At 65.9% G+C, this 17,394-nt stretch carries 18 protein-coding genes; 7 read left to right on the forward strand and 11 right to left on the reverse strand.

Annotated features, from left to right (window positions below; all coding sequences use genetic code 11):
- Positions 1 to 86 precede the first annotated feature (86 nt).
- Positions 87 to 1,916: an acyl-CoA dehydrogenase gene (locus VEI45_RS04670; protein ID WP_324850584.1), complete on the forward strand. Its 1,830-nt coding sequence runs from the start codon at positions 87 to 89 to the stop codon at positions 1,914 to 1,916.
- A gap of 138 nt (positions 1,917 to 2,054) precedes the next feature.
- Positions 2,055 to 2,795: a DUF5666 domain-containing protein gene (locus tag VEI45_RS04675; protein ID WP_324850586.1), complete on the forward strand. Its 741-nt coding sequence runs from the start codon at positions 2,055 to 2,057 to the stop codon at positions 2,793 to 2,795.
- Here VEI45_RS04675 and zwf read toward each other — a convergent pair whose 3' ends face one another.
- The 8 genes from zwf to VEI45_RS04715 all read right to left on the reverse strand — a co-directional run bounded on the left by zwf (position 2,796) and on the right by VEI45_RS04715 (position 10,693).
- Positions 2,796 to 4,268, reverse strand: a complete 1,473-nt coding sequence (zwf, locus tag VEI45_RS04680) for a glucose-6-phosphate dehydrogenase (RefSeq protein WP_414687396.1) — start codon at positions 4,266 to 4,268, stop codon at positions 2,796 to 2,798.
- A gap of 68 nt (positions 4,269 to 4,336) precedes the next feature.
- Complete coding sequence (locus VEI45_RS04685; RefSeq protein ID WP_324850590.1) at positions 4,337 to 4,684, reverse strand: metal-sulfur cluster assembly factor; 348 nt, start codon at positions 4,682 to 4,684, stop codon at positions 4,337 to 4,339.
- Positions 4,659 to 5,141, reverse strand: a complete 483-nt coding sequence (sufU, locus tag VEI45_RS04690; protein ID WP_324850592.1) for a Fe-S cluster assembly sulfur transfer protein SufU — start codon at positions 5,139 to 5,141, stop codon at positions 4,659 to 4,661. The genes VEI45_RS04685 and sufU overlap by 26 nt, the downstream gene beginning before the upstream one ends.
- Before the next feature lie 6 nt (positions 5,142 to 5,147).
- On the reverse strand, positions 5,148 to 6,422 hold the full coding sequence (locus VEI45_RS04695) for a cysteine desulfurase (RefSeq protein ID WP_324850594.1): 1,275 nt from the start codon (positions 6,420 to 6,422) through the stop codon (positions 5,148 to 5,150).
- A gap of 1 nt (position 6,423) precedes the next feature.
- Positions 6,424 to 7,200 (reverse strand): Fe-S cluster assembly ATPase SufC, encoded by a 777-nt coding sequence (sufC, locus tag VEI45_RS04700; protein ID WP_324850596.1) that lies wholly within the window; start codon positions 7,198 to 7,200, stop codon positions 6,424 to 6,426.
- Positions 7,200 to 8,387, reverse strand: a complete 1,188-nt coding sequence (gene sufD / locus VEI45_RS04705) for a Fe-S cluster assembly protein SufD (RefSeq protein WP_324850598.1) — start codon at positions 8,385 to 8,387, stop codon at positions 7,200 to 7,202. Before sufD ends, sufC begins: the two co-directional genes overlap by 1 nt.
- Positions 8,387 to 9,832, reverse strand: a complete 1,446-nt coding sequence (sufB, locus tag VEI45_RS04710; protein WP_324850600.1) for a Fe-S cluster assembly protein SufB — start codon at positions 9,830 to 9,832, stop codon at positions 8,387 to 8,389. Before sufB ends, sufD begins: the two co-directional genes overlap by 1 nt.
- Positions 9,833 to 10,693 carry a helix-turn-helix transcriptional regulator gene (locus VEI45_RS04715; protein ID WP_414687397.1) on the reverse strand — a complete coding sequence of 287 codons (861 nt, stop codon included), beginning with the start codon at positions 10,691 to 10,693 and terminating at the stop codon, positions 9,833 to 9,835.
- Here VEI45_RS04715 and mptB point away from each other — a divergent pair.
- The 4 genes from mptB (at position 10,679) to VEI45_RS04735 (ending at position 15,130) form a co-directional block, all read left to right on the forward strand.
- A complete protein-coding gene (gene mptB / locus VEI45_RS04720; protein WP_324850602.1) occupies positions 10,679 to 12,385 on the forward strand; it encodes a polyprenol phosphomannose-dependent alpha 1,6 mannosyltransferase MptB in 1,707 nt (568 codons plus the stop codon). The genes VEI45_RS04715 and mptB overlap by 15 nt on opposite strands.
- Complete coding sequence (locus VEI45_RS04725; RefSeq protein WP_324850604.1) at positions 12,382 to 13,326, forward strand: ABC transporter ATP-binding protein; 945 nt, start codon at positions 12,382 to 12,384, stop codon at positions 13,324 to 13,326. The genes mptB and VEI45_RS04725 overlap by 4 nt, the downstream gene beginning before the upstream one ends.
- A complete protein-coding gene (locus VEI45_RS04730; protein ID WP_324850606.1) occupies positions 13,323 to 14,099 on the forward strand; it encodes an ABC transporter permease in 777 nt (258 codons plus the stop codon). The genes VEI45_RS04725 and VEI45_RS04730 overlap by 4 nt, the downstream gene beginning before the upstream one ends.
- 74 nt (positions 14,100 to 14,173) lie before the next feature.
- A complete protein-coding gene (locus tag VEI45_RS04735; protein ID WP_324850607.1) occupies positions 14,174 to 15,130 on the forward strand; it encodes a heme A synthase in 957 nt (318 codons plus the stop codon).
- On the opposite strand, the gene VEI45_RS04740 is transcribed toward VEI45_RS04735, so the two are convergent.
- Entirely contained in the window at positions 15,080 to 15,757 is a 678-nt protein-coding gene (locus VEI45_RS04740; protein ID WP_324850609.1) for a hypothetical protein, read from the reverse strand. The two genes, VEI45_RS04735 and VEI45_RS04740, sit on opposite strands and share 51 nt — an antisense overlap.
- A 31-nt stretch (positions 15,758 to 15,788) precedes the next feature.
- Between VEI45_RS04740 and VEI45_RS04745 the strand changes: the two genes are divergently transcribed.
- Positions 15,789 to 16,766, forward strand: a complete 978-nt coding sequence (locus VEI45_RS04745) for a quinone oxidoreductase (RefSeq protein WP_324850611.1) — start codon at positions 15,789 to 15,791, stop codon at positions 16,764 to 16,766.
- A 13-nt stretch (positions 16,767 to 16,779) separates the two neighbouring features.
- On the opposite strand, the gene VEI45_RS04750 is transcribed toward VEI45_RS04745, so the two are convergent.
- Together VEI45_RS04750 and esxG are read right to left on the reverse strand one after the other, a co-directional pair.
- Positions 16,780 to 17,070: a WXG100 family type VII secretion target gene (locus VEI45_RS04750; RefSeq protein WP_324850613.1), complete on the reverse strand. Its 291-nt coding sequence runs from the start codon at positions 17,068 to 17,070 to the stop codon at positions 16,780 to 16,782.
- A 30-nt stretch (positions 17,071 to 17,100) separates the two neighbouring features.
- Entirely contained in the window at positions 17,101 to 17,394 is a 294-nt protein-coding gene (gene esxG, locus VEI45_RS04755) for a type VII secretion system protein EsxG (protein WP_324447518.1), read from the reverse strand.

Below are 17,394 nucleotides of genomic sequence, written 5' to 3' on the forward strand. Positions count from 1 at the left end.
CGTAGGCTACGGTTGCGTACCCCTTCCCGCCTCGGACACACTGCGTCCGACATTCACCTGGGCGTCGACGAGAAGAAGGAAAACCGGTGGGGCACTACATCGCTAACCTACGCGACCTCGAGTTCAACCTGTTCGAGGTTTTGAGTATCGGCACCGTCCTCGGCTCGGGGCGCTATCGCGACCTCGACGTCAACACGGTCCGCACGATGCTCAACGAAGTCGCCCGGTTGGCCGAAGGCCCGATTGCCGAGTCGTTCGCCGACGCCGACCGCAACCCACCGGTCTTCGAGCCAGACCGTCACACCATCTCGGTGTCCGCCGAGTTGGCCAAATCGGTACAGGCGGTCAAAGACGCCGAGTGGTGCCGCATCGGTCTTGCCGAAGAGATCGGCGGCGTGTCCGCGCCGGGTCCTGTGACGTGGGCGATCAACGAGATGCTGCACTGCGCCAATCCGGCTGCAGGCTTCTTCTACAGCATGGGCCCGGCGATGGCCAACGCGCTCTACGTCGAGGGCAACCGACAGCAGAAGCAGTGGGCGGCGATGGCCGTGGAACGGGGTTGGGCGGCCACCATGGTGTTGACCGAGGCCGATGCCGGTTCCGATGTCGGCGCCGGCCGAACGAAGGCCATCGAGCAACCGGACGGTAGCTGGCACATCGAGGGCGTCAAGTGTTTCATCTCCGGCGGCGACGTGGGCGATACCGCCGAGAACATCTTCCATCTCGTGCTGGCCCGGCCCGAGGGCGCCGGTCCGGGTACCAAAGGTTTGAGCTTGTTCTACGTACCGAAATACCTCTTCGACCCAGAGACTTTCGAACTCGGTTCGCGCAATGGGGTTTTCGCCACCGGGCTGGAACACAAGATGGGCCTCAAGGCCTCCCCGACCTGCGAGTTGACCTTCGGCGCCCATGGACTGCCCGCGGTCGGCTATCTGGTCGGCGACGTGCACAACGGGATCGCGCAGATGTTCACTGTCATCGAGCACGCACGCATGACGGTTGGTGTCAAGGCCGCCGGCACGCTGTCCACTGGGTATCTCAACGCGTTGGCATTCGCCAAGCAGCGGGTGCAGGGCGCGGATCTGACCACGATGACCGACAAGACCGCGCCGCGCGTCACGATCATGCACCATCCGGATGTGCGCCGCAGCCTGATCACGCAGAAGGCCTACGCCGAAGGTTTGCGAGCGCTCTACTTGTATGCCGCGGCGCACCAGGACGACTCTGTTGCACAACAGGTTTCAGGCGCAGACGCGGAGATGGCGCACCGCATCAACGATCTGTTGCTCCCGGTGGTCAAGGGAGTCAGCTCGGAACGGGCTTACGAGCTCCTGACCGAGTCTCTGCAAACGCTGGGCGGGTCCGGCTTTTTGACCGACTACCCCATCGAGCAGTACATCCGTGACGCCAAGATCGATTCCCTCTACGAGGGCACCACCGCAATCCAGGCGCTGGACTTCTTCTTCCGCAAGATCATTCGCGACCGAGGCCAAGCCCTTGAGCATGTGGCGTCGCAGATCAGTCGCACCATCGATACCTGTGATGAAGCCCTACGGCAACATGCCGAGCTGCTGCGTACCGCGCTCGACGACGTCCGGGCGATCACCGCCACACTGACTGGATACCTGATGGCCGCCGCGGAAAGCCCAACGGAGATATACAAAGTCGGTCTTGCTGCGGTGCGATTCCTGCTGGCCGTCGGCGACTTGCTCATCGGTTGGCGGCTGTTGGTGCAAGCCGACGTCGCGCAAGCGGCCCTGGCCACCGCGTCGACGAACGAAGAAGCGTTCTATCAGGGCAAGATCGCCACCGCGCGATTCTTCGCCAAGAACATGCTGCCAAATCTCACCGCATTGCGCGGCATTGTGGACGCCATCGACGATGGCATCATGCGGCTTCCCGAGGCGGCGTTCTAGCGAGTTATGGCGCGGCTTGCCCGAATACACAGCTAGCTCATAACCGCCCGCCAGCGGGCACATAGCTGCGCCACTAATCGTGAAAAACGTTGCTTGGCCGGCCGGCGCCCAGCGGCCGACGATCTGAAAGGACTCTCAATGTCTGTCACTTCCCCGCCCGCGCGACTCACCCGATCGGCGATCCTCACGCTGGCCGGCGCAACCGCGCTGTCCTTGGCCGCGTGCGGTGCGTCGAATACTACGAAGCCCTCCACTGCGGCGAGTCCGACAAGCTCCGCTGCGACGTCGTCACCCTCAGCTGCCGCCAACGGCAAGGCCTGGGTCAGCGGGATGATCGCTTCGGTGTCGGGCGACGCGATTCAGGTCACCCAGCAGGCCGGAAACGCCACCGTCGACTTCACGCCGTCGACGAAGATCACCGAGCTCACTCCCGCGGAGCTGACCGACGTCACCGCCGGCAGTTGCGTTGTTGTGCGTCCCACCCCGGATAGCGCGGACAACGGCGGCGCGATCACTGCCCAATTCGTGCGAGTCAGCCCGGCCGTCGACGGCAAGTGCCCGGAGCCCAAACACCCAGCCGGGGGGACTGCAAAGCATCACTTGGTAAATGGCACAGTTGCCTCCGTCGCGGGGAATACCATCACCGTCAACGGCACCGATGCCAACGGCAACAGTTCTCCGTCCAGCGTGACTGTCACCGATACGACCACCTACACCAAGCAGGCCGCCACCGACGCGCAAGCGCTGGCCCAAGGCAAGTGCGTCGCAGCGCGAGGGACAAAAGACGACAGCGGAACGCTGCAGGCGACGGCGATCAGCGTTCAAGCGGCTGATAACGGCACGTGCCCGCAGCCTGGCGGCAGGCACCACCAACACTAGTTAATTCTTGCCGCGCCAACCGCGTTCGAACGGCAGCCGCCACGCTCGTGGGGCAATCAACGGATGGACCGCGTTGGGGCCCCACGAGTCGAGGTCGTAGCTGCGCACCGGCGGCGGATCGTCGAGCAAAGGCGCCGAGATCTCCCAGAGCCGCTCGATCCCCTCTGCGGTGTTGTACAGCGTCCGATCGCCGCGCATCGCGTCAAGAATCAGACGTTCGTAGGCCTCGAGCACATCGCCGGCATGGCCGGTATCTTCCATGGTGAACTGCAGGCTGAGCTTGTCCAGCTTCATTCCCGGTCCGGGCCGCTTGCCGTAAAACGACAGCGACATCTTGGACACATCGGCCAGATCGAAAGTCAGGTGATCCGGACCCTTTTGTCCCACACCAGATCCGGGCGGAAACATGCTCCGCGGCGGCTCGTGGAATGCGATTGAGATAATGCGCTGTCCCTCAGCCATGCCCTTGCCGGTGCGCAGGAAGAACGGGACACCCGCCCAGCGCCAGTTGTCGATCTCGCATTTGAGCGCGACGAACGTTTCGGTATCCGACTCCGCAGGCACCCCGGGCTCGTCGCGGTAACCCCGGTACTGCCCGCGCACCACCTCGCTTGGATCAAGCGGGCGCATCGAACGGAATACCTTGTTCTTCTCGTCGCCGATCGCATCCGGAGCGAGCTCGGTGGGCGGTTCCATCGCGACGAAAGCCAAAATCTGGAACAAGTGGGTGACCACCATGTCCTTGAACGCCCCGACGGCGTCGTAAAACTGCGCGCGGCTCTCACAGGTGAGCCTCTCGGGCACGTCGATCTGGATGTGGTCGATGAAATTTCGATTCCAAATCGGCTCGAACAGTCCGTTCGCGAACCGGAACGCGAGGATGTTCTGCGCGGCCTCCTTACCGAGGAAGTGATCGATCCGGAAGATCTGCTCTTCCTCGAACCGCTCATGAATTGCCTTGTTCAGTTCCCGCGCGCTGGCCAGGTCGACGCCGAACGGCTTTTCCATGACGACCCGGGAGTTCTGCACCAAATCCGCCTTGTGCAGCGTTTCCATGACGTGCATCACCGCCGCCGGGGGGATGCTCAAGTAGTGCAGCAGGTGGGCCTCACCACCGAGCGCCGCGACCTGCTCGACCACGGCGCTGGCCAGCGCTTCGGGTCCGGCTTGCTGTGGCACGTAGGTCAAGTTGTTGGCGAACTCGTCGTAATGCTCATCAGAAATGTCGTGGCGGCAGAATTCGTGGCAGGCCTTGAGGGCCAGCTTGCGGAAAGTCTCGCTGTCGATCTCATCGAGCGACGTGCCGATGATGCGGATCTCGGGGGCCAGGTTGGAACCGGAAAGGTGGAGAAGGCCGGGCAGCAGCTTCCGCCGTGCTAAATCGCCTGTGGCGCCGAACATCACGACTACATGCGGCTCGGCGCTGGCGGCCTGCTCCTTGGCCCCGCGGCGTATGGCATCGCTCACAACCATGATGGTAGCCAGGCCTGGTCGGACCGCAACCCCACAGCGCCGGTCGTAACATCGCCGGCGCGGGGCACTCAGACCGTGAAGCCCAGGGCGCGGAGTTGATCGCGGCCGTCGTCGGTGATCTTGTCCGGGCCCCAGGGTGGGTTCCAGACCCAGTTGATGCGCAGCTCGTCGACTAGACCGGCGCCGACCAGCGCGCTACGCGACTGATCTTCGATGACGTCGGTCAACGGGCACGCCGGTGACGTCAGCGTCATGTCGATCAGCGCGACGGTCCCCTCGTCTCCCTCTTCGAGATTCAGCCCATAGACCAATCCCAGGTCGACCACGTTGATACCCAGTTCGGGGTCGACGACGTCGTGCATCGCCTCTTCGATGTCGCCGAGCAGCTCGTTATCCGGCGAGGTGATTTCGCTCATCCTTAACCTCCTCGACATCTTCAATCGCTTGCGCCAGCGCGTCTTTAAACGCCATCCAGCCGAGCAGCGCGCATTTGACCCGGGCCGGATACTTCGCGACGCCGGCAAACGCGATGCCGTCGCCCAAGACATCCTCGTCACCAGCCACCGTTCCGCGAGACGACACCATCTCGCTGAAGGCAGTCACCGTCTTCAACGCCTGCCCAACACTTTGCCCGATCACCTGCTCGGTCAGCACCGACGTGGCTGCCTGGCTGATCGAGCAGCCCTGCCCGTCGTAGGAGATGTCGACGATGCGCTCACCGTTGTCCGACAACGCCACCCGCAGCGTGACCTCGTCACCGCACACCGGGTTGACGTGGTGCACCTGCGCGCCGAACGGCTCCCGCAGCCCACGGTGCTGCGGGTGCTTGTAGTGATCGAGGATCACGTCTTGGTAGATCTGCTCGAGGCGCACCGCGACTCACGCTCCGCCGAAGAAATCGAGGGCATGCCGCACGCCAGCCACCAGCCGGTCGACTTCCTCGTGGGTGTTGTAGACCGCGAACGACGCGCGCGCGGTGGCGGCGAGGCCGAATCGGCGGTGCAGCGGCAATGCGCAGTGATGCCCGACCCGGACGGCCACCCCGTCGTCGTCGAGGACCTGACCGACATCGTGGGCATGCACGCCGTCGACGATGAACGACACCGGCGAGCCACGGTTTTCCATTGACTTCGGACCGATCACCCGCACGCCGTGGATACCAGAAAGGCCTTCGATCGCGGCGGCCACCAACTCGCGTTCGTGGGCTTCGACGACACCCATGCCGATAGCGCCGAGATAGCGGGCGGCCGCGGCCAGCCCGACCACCTGCGAGGTCATCGGGGTGCCGGCCTCGAACCGTTGCGGCGCTGGCGCGTAGGTGGTGGCCGCCATGGTCACCGTCTCGATCATCGACCCGCCGGTGAGGAACGGCGGCATCGACGACAACAGCTCACGTCGCCCGTAGAGGACACCGATCCCGTTGGGGCCCAACATCTTATGCCCGGAGAAGGCGGCGAAGTCGACGCCGAGCGCGTGGAAGTCGACCGGCTGGTGTGGCACCGACTGGCAGGCATCCAGCACCGTCAACGCGCCCACGGCCTTGGCCCGCGCGACCAATTCGGCGACCGGGGCCACCGCTCCGGTCACATTCGAATGATGGCTGAAAGCAACGACTTTGACCCGCTCGTCGAGTTGCAGCGAATCAAGGTCGATACGACCTGCTTCCTTTTCCCCATCGGTCACGCCGTACCAGCGCAGCGTGGCGCCGGTGCGCCGGGCCAGCTCCTGCCATGGGATCAGGTTGGCGTGGTGTTCGAGCTCGGTGGCGACGATGACGTCGCCCGGGCCGACGGCACGCTCGAATCGGTTGTCCCCCAACACATAGGACACCAGGTTGAGCGATTCGGTGGCGTTCTTGGTGAACACCAGCTCGTCGGTGTCGGCGCCGACAAATGCGGCGATATCGGCACGGCCCTGCTCGTAGGCGTCGGTGGACTCCTCCATCAGCTGGTGCGCGCCGCGGTGCACCGCGCCGTTGAAGGTAGTGAGGAACTCGCGTTCGGCATCGAGGACCTGAATCGGCCGCTGCGACGTGGCACCGGAGTCCAAGTACGCCAGCTGGTTTCCGCCCCGCATGACACGCCTCAAGATCGGGAAATCGGCTCGGATCGCGGCGAGATCCAGCGCGACCGGGCGACTGACCGAAACCGTCATGTCAGGCCCCCGTGGCAGCCGTCTGCTGGGTGAATCGAACGTAGCCGTTCTCTTCGAGTTCGTCGGCCAGCTCCGGGCCGCCCGACTCGATGATCCGGCCGCCGACGAACACGTGCACGAATTCCGGATGGATGTAGCGCAGGATCCGGGTGTAGTGCGTGATCAGCAGGATGCCGCCGTGCTCGGCTTCGGCGTAGCGGTTGATGCCCTCGCTGACCACCCGCAGCGCGTCGACGTCCAGGCCGGAGTCGGTCTCGTCGAGGATCGCGATCTTCGGCTTCAGCAACCCCAACTGCAGGATCTCGTGGCGCTTCTTCTCGCCGCCGGAAAAGCCTTCGTTGACACTGCGTTCGCCGAAGGCCTGGTCGATTTCGAGGTCATCCATCGCGGCCTTGACCTCTTTGACCCAGTGCCGCAGCTTGGGCGTCTCACCGCGCACGGCGGTAGCCGCGCTGCGCAGGAAGTTCGACATCGACACGCCCGGCACCTCGACGGGATACTGCATGGCCAAGAACAGGCCGGCGCGGGCGCGCTCGTCGACGGTCATGTCCAGAACGTTCGCGCCGTCCAGCGTGATGGAGCCCGACGTCACCCGGTACTTCGGGTGCCCGGCGATCGCGTAGGACAGGGTGGATTTACCGGATCCGTTGGGCCCCATCACCGCATGCGTCTCGCCAGAGCTCACCGTCAAGTTGACGCCGTTGAGAATCGCGATCTCGCCGCCATCCGACGGGTTCTCGACGCTGACGTGCAAGTCTTTGACTTCCAGAGTGGTCATTAGGCGGTTGCTTTCGATTCGGTGATGGCCAGTTCGTGCTCGATGGCGGTGGTCAAGCGCTCCCGTACCTCAGGTACCGCGATCTTGGCGATGATCTCGTTGAAGAAACCACGCACTACCAGTCGGCGGGCCTGCTCTTCGGGGATGCCGCGGGAACGCAGATAAAACAGTTGCTCGTCGTCGAATCGCCCGGTGGCGCTGGCGTGTCCGGCGCCGACGATTTCGCCGGTCTCGATCTCCAGGTTAGGCACCGAGTCGGCGCGCGCGCCGTCGGTGAGCACCAAGTTGCGGTTGACCTCGAAGGTGTCGGTGCCGATGGCCTCAGCCCGGATCAACACGTCGCCGATCCAGACGGTGTGCGCGTCCGGTCGGCTTGAGTCCGGATCCCCTTGCAACGCACCCTTGTACAGCGCGTTGGATTTGCAGTCGGGTTGAGCGTGGTCGACCAGCAGCCGCGACTCGAGGTGCTGACCGTCGTCAGCGAAGTACAGGCCGAGCAGCTCCGCGTCGCCGCCGGGCGCTGCGAAGCGCACCGTGGCCGACATTCGCACCAGATCGCCGCCGAGCGTTACCGCCACGTGCCGCAGCACCGCGTCCTTGCCCAGCCGGGCGTGCTGCGCGCTGACCTGCACGGTGTCGTCGGCCCAGTCGGCGATCCACACCACCGTGAGCCGGGCGGCGTCGTCGACGACGAATTCGACGTTGTCGGCGTAGGTCCCGCTACCACGCTGGTCGATGACGACGACGGCCTCGGCCAGTTCCTCGACTCGGATCTGCAGATGGCCGTAGGCCACCGCACCCTCACCCGGACCGGTGATCACCACCTCAACCGGATCGGCGACCTGCGTATCGCGGGCAACGGTGACCACCGTCGCTGTGTTGAACGACGAAAAAGCCTGCGCGGCAACACGGTCGGTGGGCACACCACCGTCGCCCAGCCGTTGATCGCCGCGCCGCACCGTTTCGACTCGCACGCCGGGCCGCTCGTTGACGGTGATCTGCGCGCTTCCGGTCGCATGCGCCGAACCGTCATGCAGACCACGCAGCCGACGCAGCGGGGTGAACCGCCAGATCTCATCGCGGCCACCGGGCACCTCGAACGCGTCGACGTCGAATGAGGCGAACTGCTCGCCCTTGTTGGCAGCGGTGAGCGCCGAACCCTCAACCGCTTCAGTCAATCCCGTCACTACCCGACCGCGCCTTCCATCTGCAGCTCGATCAGCCGGTTGAGCTCCAGTGCGTACTCCATGGGCAGCTCCTTGGCGATCGGCTCGACGAAGCCGCGCACGATCATCGCCATCGCTTCGTCCTCGGTCAGGCCACGGCTCATCAGGTAGAACAGCTGATTCTCGCTGACCTTCGACACTGTGGCCTCGTGGCCCATCGTGACGTCGTCCTCGCGGATGTCGACGTAGGGATAGGTGTCGCTGCGGCTGATCGTATCGACCAGCAGCGCATCGCATTTCACGCTGGAGCGCGATCCGTGCGCACCCTTGTTCACCTGGACCAGGCCACGGTAGGAGGTGCGGCCGCCGCCGCGGGCCACCGATTTGGACACGATGTTGCTCGACGTGTTGGGCGCCAGGTGCAGCATCTTGGCGCCGGCGTCCTGGTGCTGGCCCTCGCCGGCGAACGCCACCGACAACACCTCACCCTTGGCGTGCTCACCGGTCATCCAGACCGCTGGGTACTTCATGGTGACCTTCGACCCGATGTTGCCGTCGACCCACTCCATGGTGGCGCCGGCCTCGGCGCGAGCCCGCTTGGTGACCAGGTTGTAAACGTTGTTCGACCAGTTCTGGATCGTGGTGTAACGGCAACGGCCACCGGGCTTGACGATGATCTCCACCACCGCTGAGTGCAGCGAATCCGACTTGTAGATCGGCGCGGTGCAGCCCTCGACGTAGTGCACGTAGGCGCCCTCGTCGACGATAATCAGTGTCCGCTCGAACTGGCCCATGTTCTCGGTGTTGATCCGGAAGTAGGCCTGCAGCGGGATGTCGACGTGCACACCCGGCGGGACGTAGATGAAGCTTCCGCCACTCCACACCGCGGTGTTCAGCGCCGAGAACTTGTTGTCCCCGGCCGGGATCACGGTGCCGAAGTACTGCTTGAAGATGTCGGGGTGTTCGCGCAGACCGGTGTCGGTGTCCAGGAAGATAACCCCTTGGCTCTCAAGGTCTTCGCGGATCTGGTGGTAAACAACCTCGCTTTCGTACTGTGCGGCTACGCCAGCAACCAAGCGCTGCTTCTCAGCCTCCGGAATCCCCAGCCGGTCATACGTATTCTTGATGTCATCGGGCAACTCATCCCAAGAAGCGGCCTGCTTCTCGGTGGAGCGCACGAAGTACTTGATGTTGTCGAAGTCGATGCCCTCGAGGTTAGAACCCCACTTCGGCATCGGCTTCCGATCGAAGATGCGCAGCGCCTTGAGCCGGTTCTCCAGCATCCACTCCGGCTCGTTCTTCTTCGCCGATATGTCACGGACCACCGCTTCGGACAGCCCGCGCTGTGCGCTGGCGCCCGCAATGTCGGAGTCGGCCCAGCCGTAGCCGTACCGGCCCAGCGAGGCGATGGCCTCGTCCTGAGACAGGGATTCCCCCAGCCTCTGAACCTCAGGGGTGGTCGTCATCTACGACGCTCCTTGCTTGCTCGTGGTGGCTTCGACGCGGACTGGGCGTCGAAGGGTTAGCGGCTTCTCGGCACTCGTGAGCGGCACGTGGGTGGTGCACGCGCAGTCACCGTTGACGATGGTCGCCAACCGCTGCACGTGGGTCCCGAGCACCTCGGCCATCGCCTGCTGCTCCGTTTCACACAACTCCGGGAACTCCTCGGCGACGTGCGACACCGGGCAGTGGTGCTGACAGATCTGCACGCCGTGGATCGCGCCGTCGACCCGGGTGGTGGTGGTGACGTAACCAGCCTTGGTCAGCGCGCTGGCGATCTGCTCTGCGGAAGCTTCGATGTCGGCGTCCGCGGGCGATGCCGGCGCTTCGACGTCGGACAAGATCGCGTCGATGCGCTGCCGGGCGAAGGTGCGAACCGCCTCCTCGCCGCCGATTTCACGGAGTTGACGGATCGCCGCCGAGGCCAGGTCGTCGTAGCTGTGGTCCAGTTTGGCGCGGCCGCCCGCGGTCAACCGGTAGCGCTTGGCCGGCCGGCCCCGTCCCTCCTGCTGCCAGGCCGCCGCGGGAACCGATTCCGCCTCGCCCGCGTCGATCAGCGCGTCCAGATGGCGTCGCACCCCGGCGGCGGACAGGCCCAGCCGGTCGCCGATCTGCCCGGCAGTGATCGACCCCGACTCCAACAGCAACCGCACGACCGCGCTTCGGGTCTGACCGTCGTGCGTCGAAGCTGCGGGTGCTACTACAGTGCCTTGGATGTCCGGACGGAATTTCACAACACAAGTGTGACAAAATTCCGTCCACGGGTCCAGCGGGTCAGCGAGCCTCGGCCGGTCGGCGGCTACGCTGCTGTGATGGCAGCCCGCCACCACACGCTGAGTTCGTCGATTGCCCGCCTGCATGGTGACGAACTGGCGGTGGGCGCACCGCTCAACGACACCGAACTGGTCGCACTTCGTGGCACCCGATTGTTCGGCGCCACTGGCACGGTACTGATGGGCATCGGCGCGCTGGGGGCCGGGGCCCGGCCGGTGATCCAAGACCCCACGTTCGGGGTTCGGCTGCTCAACCTGCCGTCGCGGATCCAAACCGTGTCGCTGACGATGACCACCACCGGCGCGGTCATGATGGCGCTCGCCTGGCTGATGCTGGGCCGCTTCGCGCTGGGCCAACGGCGCATGTCCCGCGGCGAGCTGGACCGCACGCTGCTGCTGTGGGTGCTGCCGCTGCTGATCGCGCCCCCGATGTACAGCAAGGACGTCTACTCCTATTTGGCGCAAAGCCAGATCTGCCGGTTGGGGCTCGACCCCTACCGGGTGGGTCCGGCGACCGGGTTGGGCCTCGACCATGTCTTCACGGCGTCGGTGCCCAGCCTGTGGCGAGATACCCCGGCGCCGTACGGGCCGCTGTTCTTGTGGATTGGCCGCGGAATATCGGCGTTGACCGGCGAGAACATCGTCGCGGCGGTGCTATGCCATCGGATGGTGGTGCTGCTCGGCGTGGGTCTGATCGTGTGGGCAACCCCACGGCTGGCCCGCCGTTGCGGGGTGGCCGAGGTCAGCGCGCTGTGGTTAGGGGCGGCCAACCCGCTGCTGATCATGCATCTGGTCGCCGGCATCCACAACGAGGCACCGATGCTCGGGCTCATGTTGACCGGCACCGAATTCGCGCTACGCGGCATCGACTCCAGACGGCCGCTGATGCCAAGGCCGTGGCCGGGCTTGGGGACTCATTGGCCGGACTGGGCGCCGCTGGGCATGCTGCTGGCGGGCGCGATCCTGATCACGCTGTCCTCGCAGATAAAGCTGCCGTCGCTGCTGGCGTTGGGATTCGTCGCGATGGCGCTGGCCTGGCGCTGGGGCGGCAACCTGCGGGCGTTCCTGCTGGCGGGTGGGCTGGTGGCCACACTGTCGCTGGCCGTGATGGCCGCGGTCGGATGGGCCAGCCGGCTCGGCTTCGGCTGGATCTACACGCTTGGCACCGCCAACGTGGTGCGCAGCTGGATGTCGCCGCCGACGCTGATCGCATTGGGCACCGGGCAGGTGGGAATTCTGCTGGGCCTGGGCGATCACACTACCGCCATCCTGTCGCTGACCCGCGCGATCGGCGTGTTGATCATTTCGGTGATGGTGGGCTGGCTGCTGATGGCGGTGTTGCGTGGCCGGCTGCACCCGGTTGGCGGGCTCGGGGTTGCGCTAGGCGGCACGGTGCTGCTGTTTCCGGTGGTGCAGCCGTGGTATCTGCTCTGGGCCATCATCCCGTTGGCCGCATGGGCGACCCGCCCCAGTTTCCGCATGGCGGTAATCATCGTCACGATTGTCGTCGGCGTCTTCGGCCCCACCGCCAACGGCGATCGGTTCGCACTGTTCCAGATCGTGGACGCCACCGTGGCCAGCACCCTGATCGTGGCGCTGCTGATCGCCGGGACCTACCACCGCCTGCCGTGGCGGCCGCTGCCCAACACCGAGTTGATCTACGACACGTTGACGCCGAATCTGGCGCCCAGCGGCGAGACCCGGCAGCCCGCGCCGGTGCCCGGCGCATACGCTGAGTCCCCGTGAGCCAGGCCCCTGAGATCCCCGTGCGGTTGCGCGGGGTGTGCAAGCAGTACGGCTCGGGGGCGACCGCGACCAGGGCCGTCTCCAACCTCGACCTCGACGTGCAGGCCACCGAGGTGCTGGCGCTGCTGGGCCCGAACGGCGCCGGCAAGACGACGACGGTCGAGATGTGTGAGGGGTTCGTGCGCCCCGATGCCGGCACCATCGAAGTGCTCGGGCTGGACCCGATCGCTGACAACGCGCGGCTGCGGGCTCGCATCGGTGTGATGCTGCAGGGCGGCGGCGGCTATCCCGGGGCCCGGGCCGGCGAGATGCTGAACTTGGTGGCTTCGTACGCCGCCGACCCGCTGGACCCGCAGTGGCTGCTGACCACGCTGGGCCTGACCGACGCGGCGCGCACCACCTACCGGCGGCTCTCCGGTGGGCAGCAGCAGCGACTCGCGCTGGCCTGCGCGTTGGTCGGCCGACCCGAACTGGTGTTTCTCGACGAGCCCACCGCGGGCATGGACGCCCAAGCCCGGCTATTGGTGTGGGAGTTGATCGACGCGCTGCGCCGCGACGGCGTCACGGTGGTGCTGACCACCCACGAACTCAAGGAGGCCGAAGAACTGGCCGACCGACTGGTCATCATCGACCAAGGGGTAACCGTTGCGGCCGGAACCCCGGCAGAGCTGACCCGCAGTGGCGCCAAGGACCAGCTTCGGTTCAGCGCGCCGCCGCGGCTCGACCTGTCGCTGCTCATCTCCGCCTTGCCGGAGGATTACCAAGCCTCTGAGGTGGCGGCGGGTGAGTACCTGGTGGAAGGTCCGGTGGACCCGCAGGTGCTGGCGACGGTGACGGCGTGGTGTGCCCAGATCGACGTGCTGGCCACCGACATGCGAGTGGAGCAGCGCACTTTGGAAGATGTGTTCTTGGAGTTGACCGGCCGGGAGTTGCGGGCATGACCGAATCGCCCTTCCCCCCGGGCACTTTCACTCCTGACCCGCGCCCTGCCGCAGTGCCGCGGATGCTGACCGCACAGTACGCGCTGGAGCTGAAGCTGCTGCTGCGTAACGGCGAACAACTGCTGCTGACCATGTTCATCCCGATCACACTGCTGGTCGGGTTGACGCTGCTGCCGCTCGGATCGTTCGGCGACAACCGTGCCGCTACCTTCACACCGGTGATCGTGGCGCTGGCGGTGATCTCCACGGCGTTCACCGGCCAGGCCATCGCGGTCGCGTTCGATCGCCGTTACGGCGCGCTCAAACGGCTTGGCGCGACCGCACTCCCGGTGTGGGGCATCATCGCAGGCAAATCGCTGGCCGTGGTCACGGTCGTGTTCCTGCAGGCAATCATTCTGGGCGCCATCGGGTTTGCTTTGGGTTGGCGGCCACATCCAGCCGGCCTGGCGTTGGGTGCAGCCATCATCGCGCTGGGCACCGCGGGCTTCGCCGCGCTGGGTCTGCTGCTGGGCGGCACACTGCGCGCTGAGATCGTGCTGGCGGTGGCGAACCTGCTGTGGTTTGTCTTCGCCGGACTCGGCGCGCTGACCGTGAACACCGGCATGGTCGCGGCCCCGGTCAAATGGGCGGCGCGGCTCACCCCGGCCGGGGCGCTGACCGAGGCACTGTCGCAGGCGATGAGTGTGTCGGTGGACTGGTTCGGCGTCGCCGTGCTGGCCGCCTGGGGCGGGCTGGCCGCCATGGCCGCGCTCCGGTGGTTCCGCTTCACCTGACGATGGCCCTCGCGGAGGGACGGCGTCCAAGGCCCTACTACGTGACGTAGTTTTCATTGTCCTACGATCGGGCGATGCGTGTCCGACGGTGGCTTTTGCGGCTGGTGGATCTGCTGCCCGAACCCGGCCTCCGCACGCAGCGCGTCATCGCGGCATTGGTCGTCTTGACCCAGGGCGGTATCGCCGTCACCGGCGCGATTGTCCGCGTCACCGCTTCGGGATTGGGCTGTCCGACCTGGCCGCAATGCTTTCCGGGCAGCTTCACCCCGGTGACGGTTAGCGCTGTGCCTCGTATTCACCAAGCCGTCGAATTCGGTAACCGGATGATCAGTTTCGCTGTCGTCATTGCCGCGATCCTGGCTGTGCTGGCGGTCACCCGGGCCCGGCGCCGCAGAGAAGTGTTGGTATACGCCTGGTTGATGCCGGCCTCGACCGTGGTGCAGGCGGTGATCGGCGGCATCACCGTGCTCACCGGCTTGCTGTGGTGGACGGTGGCGATCCATCTGCTGACGTCGATGGCGATGGTGTGGCTGGCGGTGCTGCTCTACGTCAAGGTCGGCGAACCCGACGACGGCAAAGCAACGTACACGGTGGTCCCGCCGCTGCGCTGGCTCACCGCGCTGAGCGCGACGACGCTGGCCGCGGTGCTGGTGGCCGGCACCCTGGTCACCGCGGCGGGCCCGCACGCCGGCGACACCAGCCCCAACCGCACGGTGCCGCGGCTGAGGATCGAGATCACCACCCTGGTACATGCGCACTCGTCGCTGCTGGTGGCCTATCTCAGCTTGCTGTTCGGTCTGGCTTTCGGGCTGCTCGCGGTCCGGGCACCGCGGCCGATACTGCTGCGGCTGGTCGTGCTGGTGATGCTGACATTCGCTCAGGCCACCGTCGGCACCGTGCAGTTCTTCACCGGAGTGCCGGCCGCGCTGGTGGCGGTGCACGTCGCAGGCGCGGCGGCGTGCACGGCGGCCGCCGCCGCGTTATGGGCGTCGATGCGAGAGCGGACCAAGCCCGAGCCGGTCCAGGGCTGACTCGACGCACAGCGCGAACTGCCGCTGCGCGTGATCGCGCGCGGTGTCGTCGAGCAGTTGCCAACCCAGTGACGGCGCAACCAGATCCAGCCCGACCAATTCGGCGTGACCCGGTCCGCCGACCACATCGGCGCGGGCGTAGAGCAGTTCCTCAGCGCCGATGCCCAGATGGCCGGCCACCGCTTGCAGGGCAGCCTGCCCGACGTCCCACAATTCGAAGTCTGCCTCCACCGGCGACGCCGCGGTAAATGCGTGTGACTGCGTGCCGCCGAGATACACCAGTGCCGTCTCGGCCCCCGCCGGTAGGCGGCGCCCGACCGGCACCCCGGCATCCCGCAGATCGCGCAGATGGTGTCGGCCGGCGTTCCAGGCGACGACATCGGCCGCGTTGAGCACGTTGGGCACTCGCTTGGCCCAGGCCAGAAACTCGTCGAGCCGGTCAGCGTAATCGGTAGTGGTCCGCAGGATCACAAGATCGGCGTGCAGCGTGTCCGGGTCTTCCCAGGACAGCCATCGGGCGTGCAGCCCGCGCTTGCGCAGCGCGGCCACCAGACCGGCGTCGTCGCCGTCCTCCGAACCGACTAGCACGATGCGCGGATGACGAATATCCGGCCGGGCCAACTTCATGCGGACTCCATGCTTGCGGATGATAGTCAGCATGTACGCAATCGAAGTCCCCGAGATCGGCGGTCCGGATGTCCTGAGCTATGTCGAGAAGCCACAGCCCTCCCCTGGTCCGGGCGAGGTGCTGATCAAGTCCGAGGCGATCGGCGTCAATTTCATCGATACCTATTTCCGCTCCGGGTCCTATCCACGCGAGTTGCCGTTCGTGCTGGGCACCGAAGTGGCCGGGACCGTCGCCGCGGTCGGCGACGGCGTGACGACGCTGGCATCCGGCGATCGGGTGGCGACCGTGGCGGCCGCGGGTGCTTACGCCGAATTCGCCACCGCGCTGGCGCAATTGGTCGCGCGCGTGCCGTCAGCAGTCGGCTTGGATGTCGCCGCCTCGGCGCTGCTGAAGGGCATGACGGCTCATTACCTGATCAAGTCGGTGTATCCGGTGCAGCCCGGCGACACCGTGTTGGTCCACGCCGGGGCGGGCGGGGTGGGGCTGATCTTGACGCAGTGGGCGACCAGCCTGGGCGTCCGGGTGATCACGACAGTGTCGACACCGGCCAAGGCCGACCTGTCGCGGCAGGCCGGCGCGACTGACGTCCTGGACTACCCGGGCGACGATCCGAATGAGTTCGGCAGGCATATCCGCGAGCTGACGGACGGAGCGGGGGTGGCCGCGGTGTACGACGGCGTCGGGGCGAGCACGTTCGATGCCAGCTTGGCCAGTCTTGCCGTGCGGGGAACGTTGGCGTTATTCGGCGCGTCCAGCGGCCCGGTTCCGCCGGTCGACCCGCAGCGGCTCAACGCGGCCGGCTCGGTGTACCTGACTCGCCCGGCGCTGGCTCACTTTATGCGCACTGGCGAGGAATTTGCTTGGCGCTCAGGGGAATTGTTCGACGCGATCGCCGCGGGTTCGCTCAGCGTTACAGTGAGCCGAAGCTATCCGCTGGCCGACGCCGCTCAAGCGCACCGCGACTTGCAGGGCCGTCAGACGGTCGGTTCGATCGTGCTGACGCCGTAGCGACTGCGGTCGTCTAGCCGCCCCATTTGGCGCCTTCGGCTTGGTCGCGGGCCAGCATCGAGGTGGTGTTGTTCTCATGCGTGCCCGCCATCGCCCGGTAGGCCAACACCAACTGCTCCATGGCCTGATTCCACTGGGCCTGCCACGCCTGATAGCTCAACCCGGTATCGCCCTGCCAACCCGCCTGCAACGCCGCCTGCTCACTGGCGATATCAGCGCCTAGGCTTTGCAGCGTGCCGGCATAGCCGGCCATGTCGGCGGCATGGGCAAGCATCGCCGGATAGTTGTACATGATCTGCGACATCACAAATCCCTTCGCTAAGCCGTATCGGGTTTAAAAGCCGGGGTAGCTGCCGGCCGCAGCACTATCGGCGGCCACATAGGTACCCGCGGCATCGCCGATGTTGGCCTGGGCCACATCCAGCAAGCTGTTGATCTTGGCCGCCGCCGCCACGAACCGGGCATGGGCAGCCTGAAACGCCGCCGCAGACTCCCCGGCGTGAAACGCCTGCGCCGACATCGCTTCCTGCTCGGCCTGACCAATCGTCGAGCGCATCAACCCCGCCTTAGCACCAAACGCCGACTGCGACGCCACCAACTGCGGAATATGGGCATCCAACATACTCAT

The organism is Mycobacterium sp. (genome assembly GCF_035623875.1).
GTDB lineage: Bacteria > Actinomycetota > Actinomycetes > Mycobacteriales > Mycobacteriaceae > Mycobacterium.